At 38.4% G+C, this 19445-nt stretch carries 2 protein-coding genes; both read left to right on the forward strand.

The features are described from left to right. Positions 1 to 37: 37 nt before the first annotated feature. Positions 38 to 18382 (forward strand): T9SS type B sorting domain-containing protein, encoded by an 18345-nt coding sequence (locus tag EV142_RS03930; protein WP_158286290.1) that lies wholly within the window; start codon positions 38 to 40, stop codon positions 18380 to 18382. A 43-nt stretch (positions 18383 to 18425) separates the two neighbouring features. Beyond that, positions 18426 to 19403 (forward strand): PorP/SprF family type IX secretion system membrane protein, encoded by a 978-nt coding sequence (locus tag EV142_RS03935; RefSeq protein WP_238698777.1) that lies wholly within the window; start codon positions 18426 to 18428, stop codon positions 19401 to 19403. Positions 19404 to 19445: the final 42 nt, after the last annotated feature.

Below are 19445 nucleotides of genomic sequence, written 5' to 3' on the forward strand. Positions count from 1 at the left end.
CTTAGGGAATGAAGTGTAAGTAAACAAAAAGATGACTATGGAAAAACCTACTACTTTTAAATCAGTAAAAACTGTTTTTACTTTTATCAAAAACATCGTTTGTGATATTCAAAATCAGTTTGAAAAGCGTAATGCTTCACTTGTTGATGCACAATTGCAGCCTTTATTTGTAAAAGCAATTCACAATAAGAACATGTTTGTTTTCTTACTGTTGTTCTGTTTTGTTTCTGTTAATGCACAGATTGGAACTCCATTTTCATCCAGACTGGCTAATGGAAGCGTAAAAGTTAAGGGTGATATTATTTTAATTGGTAATACTGTTATTAACAAAGTAAATGATCGTTTAAAACCTTATCCACCTGGAAAAGATGCAGATCCTGCAGATTTTAGTCCTGCAAAACCAGTTAATGGTGTTTTGTATACTGGGTCAGTAACTAATTTACCAGCGTTAACAACTGAAGCCAATAAAGATTTTGATGATCCCGGAAATAATAATAGTTATTATGTCGAATATACTGATATAGATTCTGATCCGGATACTTATAATTCTACCTCAGCCAAATTGCTTATCAATAATTCATGTAAAAGCATTGTTTTTGCGGGATTGTATTGGTCAGCGATTTATCCGTATGAGAGAAGTACTAATACAGGTACAAAGTATGATGGTTCTCTTCGATATGAAGACTGGAATACAGTACAATTTAAAGTTCCTAATGGAACGTATCAGAAGCTAACCGCAAGTAAAACGGATGTAAAAGAAGTAATTTTTGATGGTTATAAAAAGAATGGACCAAACGTTTCCGATTCTTTTAAAGACTCTCCTTACGTTTGTTTTAAAGACGTAACTACATTATTACAAGGCGTAAAAAATACCGCTGGTCAATTAGATGCCGATGGTGAATATACTGTTGCAAATGTAAGAGCAGCCAGAGGTAAGCGTAACGGAGGTGGAGCTGGTGGCTGGACACTTGTTGTAATTTATGAAAGTCCAAGTTTACCAAGTAAATTTATTTCTGTTTTTGATGGTTATGCAGGAGTTGATCCAGGTGGTTTAAAATCAGTTTCATATACTGTAAATGGGTTTAAAACATTGCCTGTAGGTTTTCAGGTAAATGCTAAAATTGGGGTTGGTGCCTTAGAAGGGGACAATCAGTTGACAGGTGATAACTTTCAAATTAAATCGAATAGTGTAGCAGGATTTACAACAATATGGGACGATATTAACCCTGTTGGGAATTTCTTTAACGCCACAATTTCAAATAATGATGCCCATGTTCTGGATCGAAATCCTAAAAGTAAGAACACAATGGGATTTGATATTGATAATGTTATTGTTAAAAACAACAAGAATGCAGTTATTCCAAATAATGAGACCGGTGCTACTCTCCAACTAACAACTTCCGACGATGGTTATGGTGCATTTGTGACGACTTTTGCGGTTGATATTATTGAACCGAAAATTGTATTAACAAAAGTTGTAAAAGCGCTGCGCGCTGATGGTGTAACAGAATATGATGCTTCAGCTGCACCAGTAAGTTTAGGTCAGGAATTGCGTTATGAAATTGGTTTCAGAAATCAGGGAAATGACAATGCTAAGAATTTTACTATTACAGATGTATTACCTCAAAATGTAATTTTTAATTCGGCAACAGATATACTTTATAAAGATGCTGGTATTACATTTGTTTCTTATACACCGGCAACAAGAACAATTATATTTAAAGTTGATGATGATTTAGTTAAGAAATCAGGATCAACATACACATTAAAATTTAGAGTTAGGGTTGTTGCTGATTGTAATGAGTTGGTTGATGCTTGTTCTAATTTAATAAAAAATACGGCGACATCAGAATATTACGGAGATCAAAACCCAACAAACAATGGAAAACCATATGGTGATGGAAGTTATTCCTTTAATACAGGTTGTATTGTTGGTGATCCAACTTCAACGAACTTTTTGGTTGGTATAGATGATTGTTTGTTTCAAAGAAAAGTATCACTTTGTGGTAGTGCCATACTAAAAGCTGCTAATGGGTATACTACTTATGAATGGAAAGATGAGTCTGGAAAAGTAGTTGGAACTACACAACAAATTACAGTTACTAAAGCAGGAATTTATACCGTACAAACAGGAGGTAATCCGGATTGTAAAGGTATTCTTCAGACTTTTACAGTTGAAGATTATGCAAAAGGTGCCAATGATAATCCGGTTAGTCCATATGCCAGTAATATAGACCCGGCTACAAAGAGACCTTACCTTTGTGCCAACGATAATAAGGAATTTCCAAAGATTTTCTTATGTGGTTTAACGGACACCAGGGAAATCAAGACCAATATTGCAGGAGCCACCAGTATTAAATGGCAGGTTTCTACAGATGTACCACCTACAGGATTCCCTGCAAGTTGTGCGTATGAAGATGCTGTAAACTGGACACAGGCAGCGCCTGACGGACCTAATTTTACGGCAAATAAATCCGGGGCATTTAGGGTAATTGTAAGTTACGGTAATAACTGTGTGAACACGTTTTATTTTAGTGTTTTCCAGAACCCTTTAGATGTAAAAGCTAAAAAAGATGATGCAATCTGTTCAACACCCGGAAAAATAACGATTACAAACCCGTTACCAAACACGGGTTATACGTATAGTAAAGACGGAACTAATTTTCAAAATTCAAATGTATTTGATAACCTGAATCCTGGTGATTACGTAATTACTGTAAAACAAACCGCGCCAACCACAGAAACTGCTTCATGTCCGTTTACTATTAAAGTAACAATTTTGCAAGCTACATTCAATCCCGAAGTAGTCGCTACAGATGCTATTTGCGGATCAGTTGGCGGATCTATAAGAGCCAGTGCAGCGGGTGTTCCTGGTGATTATCAGTTTATAGTTAAAAATGCCGGAACGAATACAATTGTAGCAAATTCAGGAAAAGTTACCTCTCCAAATTATAAAGATTTTACAGTAGCTCCCGGAAAGTATGATGTTGAAGTGTATGCTAATAACAGTTTAGTACTTCCAGCGAATAACGGATGTTTCGCAATGAAAACAGTCGAGGTATTCGATAAAACATTAAAGGCCAGTGCACAAATTACGAAGTCATTAGCTTGTGGAAATGGTGAAATTACGATTACTGCTTCGGGTGGAACTCCAATTCCTAACTCCAGTCCTGCCAAATATAATTATAATGTAAATGGAGTTGATACAGGAACTAATCCTGTAATTACTGTAGTGAGACCACTAACCAATGGTGGTAAATATGATATTATAGTAACAGATTATGCAGGTTGTAAATTTACAATACCAACAATAATAGTCGTTGACACACCGAGACCAACTGTAACAATAACCCCAAAAAATGGTAAATGTTATGGTGAAAAAGGTGAAATTTCGATGACAGTTACGCCAGCAGATTCAGGTTACAGCGTTTCTTATAATGTTAATGGTGGGGCGTATACAACGTTACCAACTACCAATTTAGCTCCGGCTAAATATAATGTAATCGTAAAATATACATATGGTACTGAAGATTGTTTCGATGCCGTTAAAGTAGTAGAAATTACCGGACCGGAATCGCGATTGAGTGCTTCAGCGGGAGTTGCAGCTTTGTCCGGTTGTGGACCTACTGGTTTTGAAAACCAGGGATTGGTTAGAATTACAAACCCTCAGGGAGGAACTCCTTTTGCCGCTCCAGATTTATACAGATACAGTTTTGATGGAGGCACCACCTGGATTAAAGATAATTTTGCTTATGTAAATCCGAGAGTAACACCTTATACTTTTTATATCAAAGATGCTGTTGATTGTATTTATCCAATGACAGGTATTGTTTTGGATCCTCAGCCAGTAGCACCGGTTATTGAGGTTGATAATCCTGTAACATTTAATTGTGACGGGTCAGCAACAAGTACGGTAACGGTTAAAAATCCGGGCGCAGCCAATTATAGTTTTAACTATTATTTATTGCCAAGTACCGTAGCAAATACCAATAATCCTACAAATGTTTTTCCTAATGTGTCTGCGGGACCTCATAGAGTTAGAGTAGAGTATAAACTTACAAATGTTCCTACATACAGTATTTTATTAAAAGAAGATTTCGGTTATGGTGATGATGTTCAGTCTCCTGGAATTAATAGTACCTATTATTGTTTTGAAAGACAAGTAGCAGCAACTCAATGTAGAGGAGCTATAGAAATCAATGATGGTGATTATTCTGTTACGGCAAAGATTGTACAGCCTTTCGGACCATGGTTACAACCGGGTGATCATACACCTCCAACTGTGCCGGCGACTGCTAAGGGAAGATGTTTAGTGGTTAATATCGGAGATCAAATTCCGGTGACCGCTATTTTATACCAAAAAGACATTAAAGATATTATTCCGAACCAGCCGATTAATTTCGAGTTTTTTGCAATGAACCTGCTAAATAAGAACAATACTCAGGCTGACCCAAATCTTAGGGTTGCATTGGTTAATGCAGCAGGTGTTGAGATTTCAGGATTTAATACAGGTTCAATACCGAAATCTGAAAAATGGGAAGTTTACCCTAAAACAGTTATGACTCTTGATCCTGGAGCCAATACTAATTTAAAATTTATTGTCCGTTCAAACGTAAAAGAAACAAGTGGAAACGATGTGGCCATTGATGATATTACCGTTTATCAATTACCAAAAACATGTGCTAAAGACATATTCATTGATTTTACGGTACCTCTAGGTAACGCTTTTTCTGCAACTGTCGGGAATTCTATTCAGGCAGATTGTAATGGTGGTAAAGGTTCTTTTGATATTTTCGTTAAAAACTTTGATACCAATAATGGATTCTATTATTCTATTGATGGAGGTACTACCTGGGCAAACTCAAAAGTTTCACCGGTTAAAATTTCCAATATTGCGGGCAATTATAATGTTAATGTTCGATATGATAACCCGGCTGCACCTGCACCTGGAACGCCATGTATTATTCCTATTCCTGCAACAATTACAGAACCTACTGCTTTTGTTGTAAAAGCAAATGCGAGTGTGGCATTATGTAAGTCAGGAGCAGGCGCTGTCGCAACAGTTACAGCAAGCGCACAGGGAGGTATTGGGCCCTACACATTAATACTTAAAGATAAAAATACACCATTTACAGAAGTAACTTTCCCACCTAGTGGAATATTACCAGACATCAAGCCTGGAACTTATACCGTTTTAGGAACAGATGCTAAAGGATGTGGAGGTTCTATCGGTACTGATTTAGTTATTGCTGACCCTGTTAAACCGGAAGCAAATATTGTTTCCAATACAGGTTTATGTTTTGATGGTAGTAGTGCTCTGATTACAGTTAATATTACTAAAGGTACCGGTCCATTCTATTATCAGGTAAATGTAAATGGAGCAGGATATGGTAATCCAAGTACTACTTTTCCAGGCAAAACATTTACCTATACGGGAACTGCAACAGGAACTTATGACTTTTTGATTACAGATACCAGCAACAAATGTGAGGCTACAGCTGTAAGTCAAAAAATTGAAGGTAAATTAACAGCAAATGCGCTAACGACTACGCCATTAAGCTGTGATCTTACTGCACCAAACGCAGTTATAGAAGTTTCTATTTCAGGAGGTTATACACCTTATAAATATGTGGTTAAAAAAGGTGCTACGACATTATTTACCAGCGGTAGTATTGCAGGTCCTAAATTTACCTATTCAACAAGTACTTCAGGAACCTATACTTTTGAAATTACAGATGTAAAAGGTTGTCCATTTAAGGTTGACGCAATCGTTAATTCTAAAGTTGCCGTTACTGCAAAAGAGAAAGTAGATCATGTAAGCTGTAATGGTGCAGCTGACGGAAGCGTTACCATTACACCACTAACAGGAGTAACTCCGTTTACGTACCAGTTTAATGGTACAGGTCCTTTTACGTCTACGACTACTTACGGACCATTAGCCGGTTCTATTGCAGGAACGACTTATACCTACATTGTAAAAGACGGACAACAATGTGAACAATCCTATTCCTTTAAAGTTTTCCAACCGGATGTAATTAAAGGTACTGCTACAATGGCGCCTTTGTACAATTGTGACAATCCTGCAACAATAACAATTTCAGGAGTTAGTGGAGGAAATGGTTCTTACCAGTATACTTTATTGAAAGATGGTGTAAAATATGCCGGACCACAAGGAACACTTGTATTTAATAATTTAAGTACAGAAGGTGTTTATACCGTTACAATTACAGATTCGAAAAGTTGTTCTGTTACAATACCAGCGGGAACGATTACCAAATTGAACCCACCGGCAGCGATGACGCTCACGCCTTCGAAAGTAACTTGTCCGAGTAATACGGCCAGCGTAACCATTTCAGATGTGAAAAATGCGGCTGGTGTACTTTTACCAACTGCAGGCTTACAATACAGAATGCTTTTACCAACGGTTGGTACTTACCAGACTACTACTACATTTACAGGTTTAGCTGCGGGAGTTTCATATAAATTTGAAGTAAAAGACGCGAACAATTGTAAATTCGAAGAAACTATATTTATACCTGCATTACCCACTATTGCAGTAACATTTAAATCTCAAATTGATATCGTATGTTTTGGCGATACCAATGGTAGTGCCATATTTACGGTAACAGGATTGGGTAATGGTACAAATTACTCGTATGTTGTAGATACTAAACCGGCTGTAACAGGAACTTCTCCTGCAGCAGGTACATCTTTTGATATTCCGGTATCAGGATTAAGCCCTGGTTTACATACCATTACAGTAACCAATACATCAACTACTTGTTCTGCACAACAGACTGTAACGATTTTGGCTCCGGCTGCGGCTTTAGTCTTAAACCCTCCTGGATTAACTCCTGTTACTTGTAACGGTTTAGGTCAGGCAATAATCAATGCAGTAGGTGGCTGGACACCCTATAAAAATTATGAGTTAACTCCAACAAATCCGGCAGGGGCTGTTGTGAATCAAACGACTAATACTTTTACAGGATTAGCAGCGGGAGACTATAAAGTGGTAGTAACAGACTTAAACGGATGTACTAAAACGCAAAACTTCACGATTAACCCTAAGGTTGATCCGGTGGCCAGTATAGATACTGTTACATCAGATTTTTGCTCGAGTGCTTTAGGAGCAACTATTAAAGTTACACCTAATACAGCACCTAATTACACGTATACACTTAATGGTGTAACTAAAACCACCGGAACATTCACAGGATTAATCCCGGGAAGTTATATTATTAAAGTTACAGATACTTCTACAGGTTGTTTTATTAATTTACCTGCAACAACTATTGCTTCGCCAATAGCAGCAAGCATTACTTTAGACAAAGATTTAGATTGTTCACTTGCTACGCCGGGTGCAACTATCAGAGTTTATAATATTACAGCGGGTTACCCGGACTATAAATACAGAGTAAATACTACAGGTGCACCATTTACAGGTGGTTATACCACACTTGCTGCTGGACAGACTTCGTTTACGTATCCGGCTAGTGCTGCTGCTACTTATTATTTTGAAATTACAGACAGTAAAAATTGTACTACCGTTGTAAGTCAAAAGATAAATACAATTGTAAAACCAGTAGTTACTGCTGCCACTCCGGCTCATGTAAAATGTAAAGGAGACGCTACAGGTACTATTACGGTAACAACAAACCCGGCAGCGGGAACGTATACCTATGTATTAACACCAACTGCACCAACGACGGGAGCTGTAATTACACAAACAAATAATGTATTTACAGGTATCAAAGCCGGAACTTATTCTGTTACAGTTACAGATGCTAAAAGTTGTACTTCTGCACCTTTCCCGGTTACCATTACAGAGCCTGCTATTGCATTGACAGCTTCAGCTTTAGCAACAAAAGTAAAATGTGGAACAGGAAACGCTCCTCAAGCCGCTACTATTACGGTAACAGCGATTAATGGAACTCCATTTACAGGAGGAAAATATAAATACGATTACGGAGATGGAAACGGTTATGTAGATTCAAATACATTTACCACAAGTACTCCGGGACTTGTAAGTATTACAGTAATAGATAAAAATGGCTGTACGGCACCAGCATCTGCTACAATTAATACATTAAACCCGCCAACGGCTTTAGCTTTTGCACAGGCAAATGTTATTAACTGTGACGCCACTCAATCAGATACTGATTTAAAAGTTACCGTTACTAATGGTGTAGCACCGTTTAAATTTGAAATAACAAGTACAACGGCTGCAATTGCTACGGCAACTCCAGTTGTAACAGGTATTACTACTCAGGATTATACCTTTACCAATTTATCACCTGGAAATTATTTCTTTACCATTACAGATGCTAATGGTTGTACAAAAGACGGAAATTACACCATTGATAATGTAGTTCCAATTACCGTAAGTGGTAGTTTAGTTACTGCGGTATCTTGTAATAATGGTTTAGACGGATCTGTTAAATTTACAGTTGGAGGAAACTCAACAGGATTTGGTTTTGTTCTGACAAATACTGCTGGTACCACTATTACAGGTGGAAATCAGGTGGGTAATGTTGTTACTTTCAGTAATTTACTTGGAGGAACAACGTATACCATTACGGTTACCAACCCAACAACAAAATGTACTAACACTGCTTTTGTAAACCTTGCCAATCCAACTGCAATCACGATTACAGCGGCATCTGGTACAAAAGTATATTGTGACAAACCGAATACAGCGATTACAGTAACCGCTACGGGAGGTACAGGTACTTTATATTATGCTGTTGTTTCTGCAAAAGTTGGAACTCCGGCACCGGTTTACCCGGCAGATTACAATACAACAGGAGTCTTCTCAAGAAACACGGTTGTAGACGGAGAAACTTTCAATGTATTTGTAAGAGACGCAAAAGGCTGTCCTGCCACGACATCATTCACAGTAGTGAGAGATGCACCGCCAACAATAAACCCAATACCAGTAACCTGTTACAAAGGAGGTTCACTTAACATCGTGATGTCAGGTACTGTTTTTGCAGGAACTACATGGTATGGTGTTAATGGTACGTACTCTTCAGACCCTACTAAAACTATTTCCGGACCAGGTACTTATGATTTAACGATTAAAGATGATAACGGTTGTATATCTCCGGTTTTCAAATTAATTATTAATAATCAATTAAAACTTACGGTTAAACCTGAAAAAGATGTTACCTGTACAGCTGTTCCGCCATTTACAACTACAGATGCACAAGTTACTTTGTCAGCTTTAGGTGGTGGTGCTGCATATACTTACTGGTATAAATTAGGTTTAGGAGGAACATATGTTGCTTTACCAGGTAATGTCTTCAATATGTCAGCAGCAGGAGCTGGAGATTATTATTTCCGGGTTACCTCTGACGGATGTTCTGCAGAAAGTACGGTTCCTGTAAAAGTTACTGCACCGGTACTGCCAGTTGTAAATGCTGTAGCAACCGGAACATTGTGTACGTTATCTGAACAGGGAACAATACAAGTTACGGTAACTTCCGGCGGAGTTGGTCCATTTACGTATACTATTGATAATTGGGTAACCAGTAATGATACCGGTTATTTTCCAAATTTACCAGGTGCAACAGGAACAGGTTTAGGATATACCTATCAGGTTCGTGATGCTAAAGGTTGTATTGGAACAGGAGCTACTCAGGCATTTGTTATCGCCCCGGATCCTATTACTTTTGGTACGGCTATTCAAAACATAGAATGTGATCCGTCGTCGACACCACCGGGTTCAACTTTAGGGTCAATCACTGTAATAAATGCTACTGGTGGAACAGGACAATATACCTACCATATTAGTAATAATTTTGGCTACAAAGATTCTTATACAACAATTGCCAGAGAAGATCATAAGTTTGATATTATTGACTTTGGTGTCTATGATGTAGTAGTTATAGATGCTAATAGTTGTCCTTTACCAAAGAAGGTAATTATGGCTTCTCCACCAGATGATTTAGATATTGATGTGACTACTATCCCTTCTACTTGTACAACAGGCGGAACTGCTATTGTTACGGTTTCAGCAGCGGTAACGAGTGGAAACTATGAATTTGGTATCTTAGAATTTAATACCGCACCTTACACTAATAACTACACTGGACCAGATGTGGTTGGTGGAAATGTTAAAACATTTAACCCGCTGATTCCAGGTGTAACATACACATTTGTAGTACATGATATAGTTACAAACTGTTACTTCCTGAAATCTGCAGATGCTCCTATTGGTTCAGCTTCTACGTTAGTGGGTACTCCAGCGCCTCAGAATGTTACTTGTATTGGACTAGGTGATGGTAAAGTGACCTTTACTATTACAGGACAACACGCCACTACAACGTCTGTAGATTATCAGATTTTCAGAGATCAGGATAATGCTGTGATGAGTCCTTTATTAAATGCACCGGTAGTTGCTGCGCCATTTACTGTAACTTATCCTGGAACTTTAGCGCCGGGAAGATATTATATTGTATTCACAGAAAGAGGCGGAACTATTGACGGTTGTCAGTCTGCTTCAACAATGTTCGAAATAAAAGAATCAACAACACCATTAACGCTGTTGGCATCATCACTTAAAAATGCCAATTGTAATCCAAACGCCGGTATTGTTACCGCGCAGGGTAAAGGTGGGGCAGGTTCTTATCTATACCAAATAATTACGGATACAGGAGCAATTGGTGATGCTGATGATCCAAAACCAACAGCGGCATCATTCACAACAGCGAATAGTAGCAATACATTCTTTGTTAATTCAGGAGATTATTTGGTTTGGGTTAAAGATGCAAACAACTGTATTACAAGTGCAACCGTAAAAGTTATTCAGGATCCTCTTCCGGTATTTAACGTTGACTTTACTACTTTTTGTGCAGGAGAAGGCGCATTTGAAGTTACGGTGAATATAACAGATCCGGTACCTACGATGGGTCCATATAAAGTAAGTGTTGATAACGGTACTCCGGTTCCGGTTACAGGAGTAACCTATACTGCTTTAGGTCTTACTTCAGGACCACATACTTTTGTAGTGATAGATAAAAACAACTGTTCTCAGGCACTTCCGACTGATCTAAACATAAATCCAACACCATCCGCAATAGCAACTCTCGGAAAAGTTCTGGCTTGTTCGGTTACGGGTACTGTAGTGGAAGACGCTGTCATTCATGTTGAAATTAAAGACGGTACACCGGCTTATACCTATGAAGTTAAGAAAGGAATTGCTGGTTTCGTTACATTTACGCCTGCGACAACTGTTGTTGCCGGAGTAACAGCATTCGATTATACAGTGCCTTCGGGAGCTGCTGATACTTATATTTTTAGAATTACAGATGTAAACGGTTGTCCTATTAGTACAAACCCTGTAACAATTGATCCTATTGTACCAATTGTACCGGATGCTAAAGCTATACAGCCATCATGTTTTGGTGGTACAGGTACTATTGTATTATCGGCAATTGGAGGAAAAGGACCATATAGGTATAACTTCAACAATGCAGGATTCTCTACAATTGATACGTATACAGCTATTTCAAATAATGGTATACCTTATTCATTTATTGTAAAAGACGATCTAGGTTGCGAAGCATCAGGTACTGTAATTTTAGGTGAACCAAGTGAGGTAACTATTAATCCTCCGGTTATTACACAATTAACGTGTGGTCCTGGTAATGTTGGAATAGACGCGCAGGTTGTTTTATCTGCAAGTGGAGGTACAGGTACTATTGAATATAGTTTTGACGGAAGTGATTTCAGTACTAAAACGACGTACAATGTTATTGACACAGGAAACGATCGATTGGCTATTCCATTTAGTGTGAGAGATGCAAATAACTGTTCTAAATCAGGTACTGTGGATATCTTAAAATTAGATCCACCGGTATTTAATGAACCGGCCTTTACGCAAACTACTATTACATGTCTGGCCACTACAAGTGATGTTCAGGTGGTGAGTACCAAAGGTATTGGTACCCCTACTTATAAAATCATTTCGCCAGTTGCACAGGCAGGAAATATATCAGGTTTAAACTCTGGTCTTTTCACAGGTCTACCTGCTGGTGACTATATTTTTGAAGTAACAGACTCGAGAAATTGTAAAGATCAGGCATCGTATACTGTAAAAGATGTAATCAAAATCAACATAGTGGAGCAATCCACAACAGGAATAACGTGTGCTACGGCTACAGACGGGAAAGCTACTTTCTTCGTGTCAGGCTTTGGTTCAGCTGCTCCGGGAACATACCGCTATAAATTAGATGGTGGCGCGGATGTAACCGGTTTAACAGCTGCAACAATCAATTTAACAGGATTGTCAAGCGGAAATCACACCCTTACGGTATTCGATGATGTAACAGGTTGTTCTATGGCATTGCCATTAGGATTTGACATTGCTGCACCGCCTGCTCCGCTATCAGCAACTAAAGTGGTTACACCATTAGGTTGTACTACTTTTGGAGCAGTAACTATTACAGCTGTTGACGGTTGGGGTGACTATACATACACTTTAACTCAGGGTGCGGTTGTTAAAACAAATACAGATGGAATATTTGGTGGTCTTACTGTAGCAGGTACCTACAACATTTCTGTAAAAGACAGTAATGGTTGTGAAGTAAAGGATTCGTTTACTTTAACCGCTCCGGTTAAGCCAACAATTGCAATCGACCCTTCTAATTATTGTTATGTAAATGATAATACAACAACTATAAACGTAAGTGCTACTTCTGTAGGTGCGCCGCATGTTGTAACACCATACGAGTTTAGTATTGATGGTACAAACTGGCAACTTTCAGGTTCATTCACTGGTCTGAAACCTGGTGATTATACCATTACGGTTAGAGATAAATTTGGTTGTACAGATGCTGTAACAACTAAAATCAACGGTCAGCTTTTCGCTTCTGCAGAAAACACAAAAGATCTTTATTGTGCAGGTCTTGCTGCTGACGGAACAATTAGAGTAAGTGCTGTTGGCGGATATCCTGCTTACACGTATACAGTAAATATTAATGGCGGCGGAGCTTCTGCACCAGTGGCGTTTACAAACCCCGCTTTCTCTGATTACAACGTGACAGCTGCCGGTAGTTATGTATTTACAGTGTACGATTCAAGAGGTTGTGCGTATCCGATTCCTGCTGTAGTAATGGTAGACCCAACTTTGGTTGTGTTTACTGCGACACCAACTTCACCAAGTTGTTCAGGAACTCAGGGAACTGTAGGAGATGGTTCAATTTTATTTAATTTGCCACCTTCTAACAACAATCCGGATTATACTTATACAATTCAACGTACAATTCCAGCTGGCGGAGTACTTGTTAGTCAGGTTAACAATCCTTTATTCAAAGGTTTAATTGCAGGTACTTATACGGTTACTGTAAAATCAGCGAGAGATTGTTCTACTACGGATACAGTTATTATTAACCCTCCAACTCCGGTTGTGGCTTCAGCTTTAGCTTCGCCATATACTTGTTCAGGAACAAACACCCTAAATGCAACTGTTGTTACGGTTACAGGTACAGGTGGAAAAGGAACTAATCTGGTTACAGATTATACCTACAGTGACAACGGAACAAACTGGAAAACAACAAATACATTTAATGTTATAGATAACGGATCAGTTCAAAATCCAATCTATTATGTTAAAGATGGTAATGGATGTATCGCTTCTATTCAGATTCCGGTAAACCCATTCCCTAAATTGATTTCTGCTATAGCTACATTAGATACTAAAGCAGATTGTAAAAATGCAGGAGAAATTATAAATGTCGTTATCGCAGGCGGATCTGTTCCGGCTAATTTTGAATATGATGTTTATAAAGATGGTATACTATTCGCTTCAGCTATTCCGGTAACAGGTAATACCTTTAATTATACAGCACCGGATGCAGGTCATTTCTATCAGTTTAAAGTAACTGATAAAACGACAACTTGTTTCATTCTTTCTAATGTATATAACGTTCCGTTATTCAATACAATGAAAGTGATCGCAACTGCCTCTCAAATGGTAAGCTGTAATGGTTTCAGCGATGCAGAAATCACGGTGAGCATTACCAATTACACAGGTGCATTTACGTACCAGGTTTACGATGCCGCAAATAATGCAGTAGTGGGTGCTTCAGGATCAGGAAATGCTACAACGGGTAATCCGTTTACAATTGCAGGACTTCCTTTTGGAGGTAATTATACCGTTAGAATTACACAAACAGCTTACCCTGAATGTATAGTTTCTTCAAACCCTGTAGATATTACGCAGCCTCCGGTATTAAGCCTGACTGGTTTAAAAGTTGACAATGTAAACCAAAACTGTAACAATGACGGTGCAGTACTGACGGTAGATCCTTTAACAATTGTTGGTGGTACTCCTGGATTTACCTATGCATTTGCTCCTGCAGGAACAAGTACGACACTTTTAGTGTACACACCGTCTCCGACAAAAACAATTGTAACGACGAAAGTGTTCCCATTATTCGATGCATGGGATGTGTATGTAAAAGATGCGAAGGGTTGTTATGATCATGTAACAGTAAATGTTTCATTAGATCCAAAACCAACCATTACAGATGTAAAAGTAGCGAGCCAATGTGCCAGCACTTTAGGATACAGAATAGATGTTACGGCAACCGGAGTTGGAACTTTACAATACAGTTTGGACAACGGACCATTTACAACAGATAATTTCTTTATCGTTTATTCTCCGGGACAATATACCGTTACCGTACAAGATGCAAATCAATGTACGACAACAGCTCTTGCACCAGTTACTGTTTTAGAACCGCTTACATTAAGTGGAGAAATAACGGTAATGTCAAATTGTAACACAGCAACAGGAGAAATTACTTTACATGCTGCAGGCGGTACGGTTTTACCAGCTAATAGCTATGTATATACGAAAGACAATTGGGTTACAAGCCAGGTTACTCCTGTCTTTAAAAACCTTGCTCCGGCTGTATACAAATTTAAAGTAAGAGATGTTGTTACATTATGTGAAAAAGAGTTTGACATCGAAATCGAAAAACCAACAGATGTAACCGGAATTGTTTTAACTCCGACAGCTGTTTCTTGTAAAGATGGTTTAGATGGTAGAATTAGTGTAGCAATCGCGACCTCAAATAATAATCCTGTTTATAAATATAGTTTAACAGGTCCGGCAGGATTTACACCAAGACCGGCTCAGGAATCACCTGTTTTCAATGACTTGCCTTACGGGCTTTATACCGTAACCGTATTATCAGGAAGAGGTTGTTCAGGTACAGCAACAATTACTGTTGCCGAGCCAGCTGTAATGGCAGTAGGTTTACCGGCGGTTACACAATATGTTTGTAACACAGGAAGCAACTCAGCTAATAATGCTACGATCACTGTAACTCCGGGTTCTGTTACAGGTGGTTCAAATAACTACCTGATCTACGAATTCTTCAGAGATGGAAAATCAGTACAGAAAGACGATAGAAATACGTATACTGAATTTGATTACTTAGGCGGAACTTACACGGTAACAGTATTTGACAGTAATAATTGTCAGGCGCAGTCTAACAGTGTAACTATTGATCCATATGCAGATATTGATGATTTAAAAATCGATGTTACTAAAATAACTTGTAAAGACGATGAGTCGATTCAGATTACTGCAATTGGTACAACAGGTACATTACCAACTTTAAGCTATACTATTGAAGGTGTATTAGCTGACGGATCTATATATCCGGTTACATCTAGTCCAACAGGATTATTTGCAGGATTAAAAGTAGGTCAGTACAAAATTATTGTAACAAATCCTTTAACAGGATGTAGTATCGAAAGATTCCATATCGTTAATGAGCCTAATACATTCAGAATTATAGCTTCAGATGTTAAAAATCTTGTTTGCTACAGTGATACAGACGGAAGCGCTACTTTAACATTGGTAGATGAAATTGTACCAGCAGATGAAGCAGATATCTTCAGTTATGTTATCACGCATGAATCAGGTGCACAACAAAGTGGAACTACACTATCACCGGAATTAAAACTTTCTAATCTGATTAGAGGTAAGTACACGGTAGTAGCTACGCTCATTAAGTCACCATTCTGTACCGTTACGACTGAATTTAGTATTGAAGGTCCGACAACGCAATTGGTAATTGAACCAAGTGTAAAACAAATTACTTGTGCAAACGGCAGCAATGATGGTATTATTTCTGTATCAGCAGCCGGTGGATGGCCAGGTGATTACCAATATAAATTAGAAGGAGCGAAGACCTTACCATATTCTACTGTAAATGTTTTCGAAAATTTAGCAGTTGGATCGTATACCGTATATGTGAAGGACATTAACGGTTGTGAGGTGTCAGCACCAATTCAGTTAGATGCTCCGAAACCAATTGATGTAGTAGTTGGTTTAGATAAAACGATGCTTCTTTGTTATGACGACACAGATGCTACCTTAACTGTAAACACGATTAAAGGTGGATCAGGGAACTATACGTATACCTTACACGGAACTTTGGCAAACGGTACAGCAATCACGAGAGATGCGCAGCCGGATAAAGTATTTGCTGGATTAGGTGCAGGAACTTATTTTGTTACTGTTTCTGATGACTGGACGTGTGTAGGTACATCTAACTCGGTTAAAGTTGACCAACCGAATGAAGTTGAAGCAACTATAGCTATAGACAGAACAGAAACTTGTGCCATTACGCCAAGAATTATTCTTAAAGCTACGGGTGGAACAGGTCCTTATTTCTATAGTACGGATGGAACTACTTATAACCCAACATCATTTGTATCACAAGTGACGATTGATTTACCAAAAACGACGGCAAATGTAACGTACAAGTATTTTGTAAAAGATTCAAATGATTGTAAAGCTGCAGCTGAAGCTACTGTTGAATTCTCACCAGTTCCTGCAATTGTGCTGGAAGTGTACGAACATCAGGATGTTCAGTGTAGAGGATCTGTATCCGGATCTATTACAGCTATTGCAAAAGGAGGTTTAGGTAATTATGTTTACATTTTAACAGACGTTAATGGTAACGCAATTACTCCGGCTCCGACACAACTGACTCCGGGTGAATTTACAGAACTTGCTGTAGGTAAATACCGTGTGAAAGTACAGAGTCTGGATTGTGAGCAGCCTTTCGAGATAATCGAAATTACACAACCGGATACTGAATTGTCCGCAACATTAGCTGTAGAAGACGTTAAGTGTAACGGATTCAGTAACGGTAAAATTACGGTTAACGCAACAGGAGGAACAGGCAGATATGTATATGCACTGCATCCAAACTTGACACAGTTCTTTGACTCAAATATTTTCGATAACTTAAAACCTGGTTTTTATACCATAAGAGTTCAGGATGCAAATGGTTGTTTTAACGATTACAAAGATGAAGTTAAACAACCGGACCCATTAGAAGTTGCTGAAATTGTAAGTTCACAAATTCCGGAATACTGTTTCGGCGATAAAGACGGAGTTGCATTTGTTGAAGTTACAGGTGGTGTAGGACCTTATATGGCCAGTATAACTGGAGATGGTGTTACAATCGATTTCAGAGCACCGGATGTTGACGCCAATACATTTAGTTTCCAGGGTCTTTCAGGTGGAGTTGAATATCACGTAATAGTGAAAGATCTTAACGAATGTACTAATGAGGTATTCCTTAAATTACCGGATCCGGTTAAATTAAACCCGATCGCGAAGGAAAATTACAGTTGTGAGAATGACCTTCCGGTAAATAACATTACCGTAGAAGTTGATTCAAGTATCGATGATACGAGAAAAGCAACTATCGTTTATACCTTATTCGAAGATGGAGTATCTAAAGGAATTACCCAAACCGGTAACCCAATATTTAGAAACCTTCCTACTGGTAATTATAGTGTTCAGGTTGTACTGGAAGGTTGTTCAAGAATGACCAATACAGTTCGTATTGATGCTGTTGCACCACTGAATTTAATAGACGTTACGGCAACAGTTAATAAAGACCTGAATATTATCGAAGTGAAAGCTTCTGGTGGTGTACCGGCTTACGAATACAATTTCAACAATGAAGGATTTACATCATCAAATACGTATAGAATCTATAAAACAGATATCTATAGCGTAGTCGTGAGAGATCAGAATGGTTGTGAATTCCCACTTTTAGTTCCGGGTACATTCTACGACTTCTGTCTGCCGAACTACTTTACACCGGACGGTGACGGACGTAATGATCTAATAGGTCCTGATTGTGGTGCATTGGCATACAAAAACCTGACTTTCGATATTTTCGACAGATATGGCAGAGTAGTAGCTAAGTATCGTGTAGGTCAGAAATGGGATGGTAGATACAACGGTGCCGAATTACCAACAGGTGATTACTGGTATGTTCTTAAACTAAATGACGAGAAAGATGCAAGAGAGTTTGTTGGACATTTCACTTTATACAGATAACAAAATTATAGCCCCGATGATGTTATCTAAAAAATTTATTACAATGAAAAAATTTATTTTATCCTTAGTACTCATGGCTGTAACAACAAGTTACAGCCAAGAGCTAAACCTACCGGTGTTTACACAATATTTAGCTGATAATCCTTTTATTCTTTCACCTGCTTATGCCGGTATTGGCGATAATCTCCGAATTAGAGCCAATGGTTTAACGCAGTGGGTCGGAATTAAAGATGCACCAGATAACCAGTCCGTATACGCTGATTTCCGTGTGCTGGATCGTTCCGGAGTCGGTATATCTCTATACAATGACAGTAATGGTAATACAAGACAGACGGGTGCCAAAGTTTCATTTGCACACCACCTTATTTTAGATTACACTACAAAACAATATCTTTCATTAGGTATTTCGTACAACTTTAATACGTTTCGAATTTTAACCGAGAATTTCACGAACAATTCCAATGAACCTGTGACATTGAACCCGGCTTTGTTGGGGGATCGTAACAATTCAAACAATAACTTTGATATTAGTGCCTTGTATCGCAACAGAAGCTTTTATATCAGTTTTAATGCGAATAACGTTTTGAAGAAAAACGTGGATAAATTCAAAGGGATAGAACCGGAATTGCTTTCTAATTATCAGGTATATACCGGATATGTTTTTAAAGACGGTGAAAACAGCCGTATCGAATATGAGCCATCTGTTTTCTACCAGTACTTTGCAAGTGATCAGCGTTCAACAACAGATTTTAACTTTAAATACAGACGTTTTAACCGTTACGAAGATTACTACTGGGTGGGTGTTTCCTACCGTTTCCTAAATGACCAGTTTCCAAAACCATTATCTGTAGGACCAATGGCGGGATTTATGAAGTCTAAATTTTACTTCGCCTATTCCTATCAGATAATGTTCAACGATCTTGGCAGCTATAATACAGGTACGCACTCTATAACAATCGGATTCGATTTCTTAGGGTCAATCAGTAACTGTCCTTGTACACAAAGCCCGGTTCACGATTAATACATATCTTTATAATAAAAGCTTACCGTTGATTGATACGGT

It is taken from the genome of Flavobacterium circumlabens (assembly GCF_004345565.1).
Classification (GTDB): domain Bacteria; phylum Bacteroidota; class Bacteroidia; order Flavobacteriales; family Flavobacteriaceae; genus Flavobacterium; species Flavobacterium circumlabens.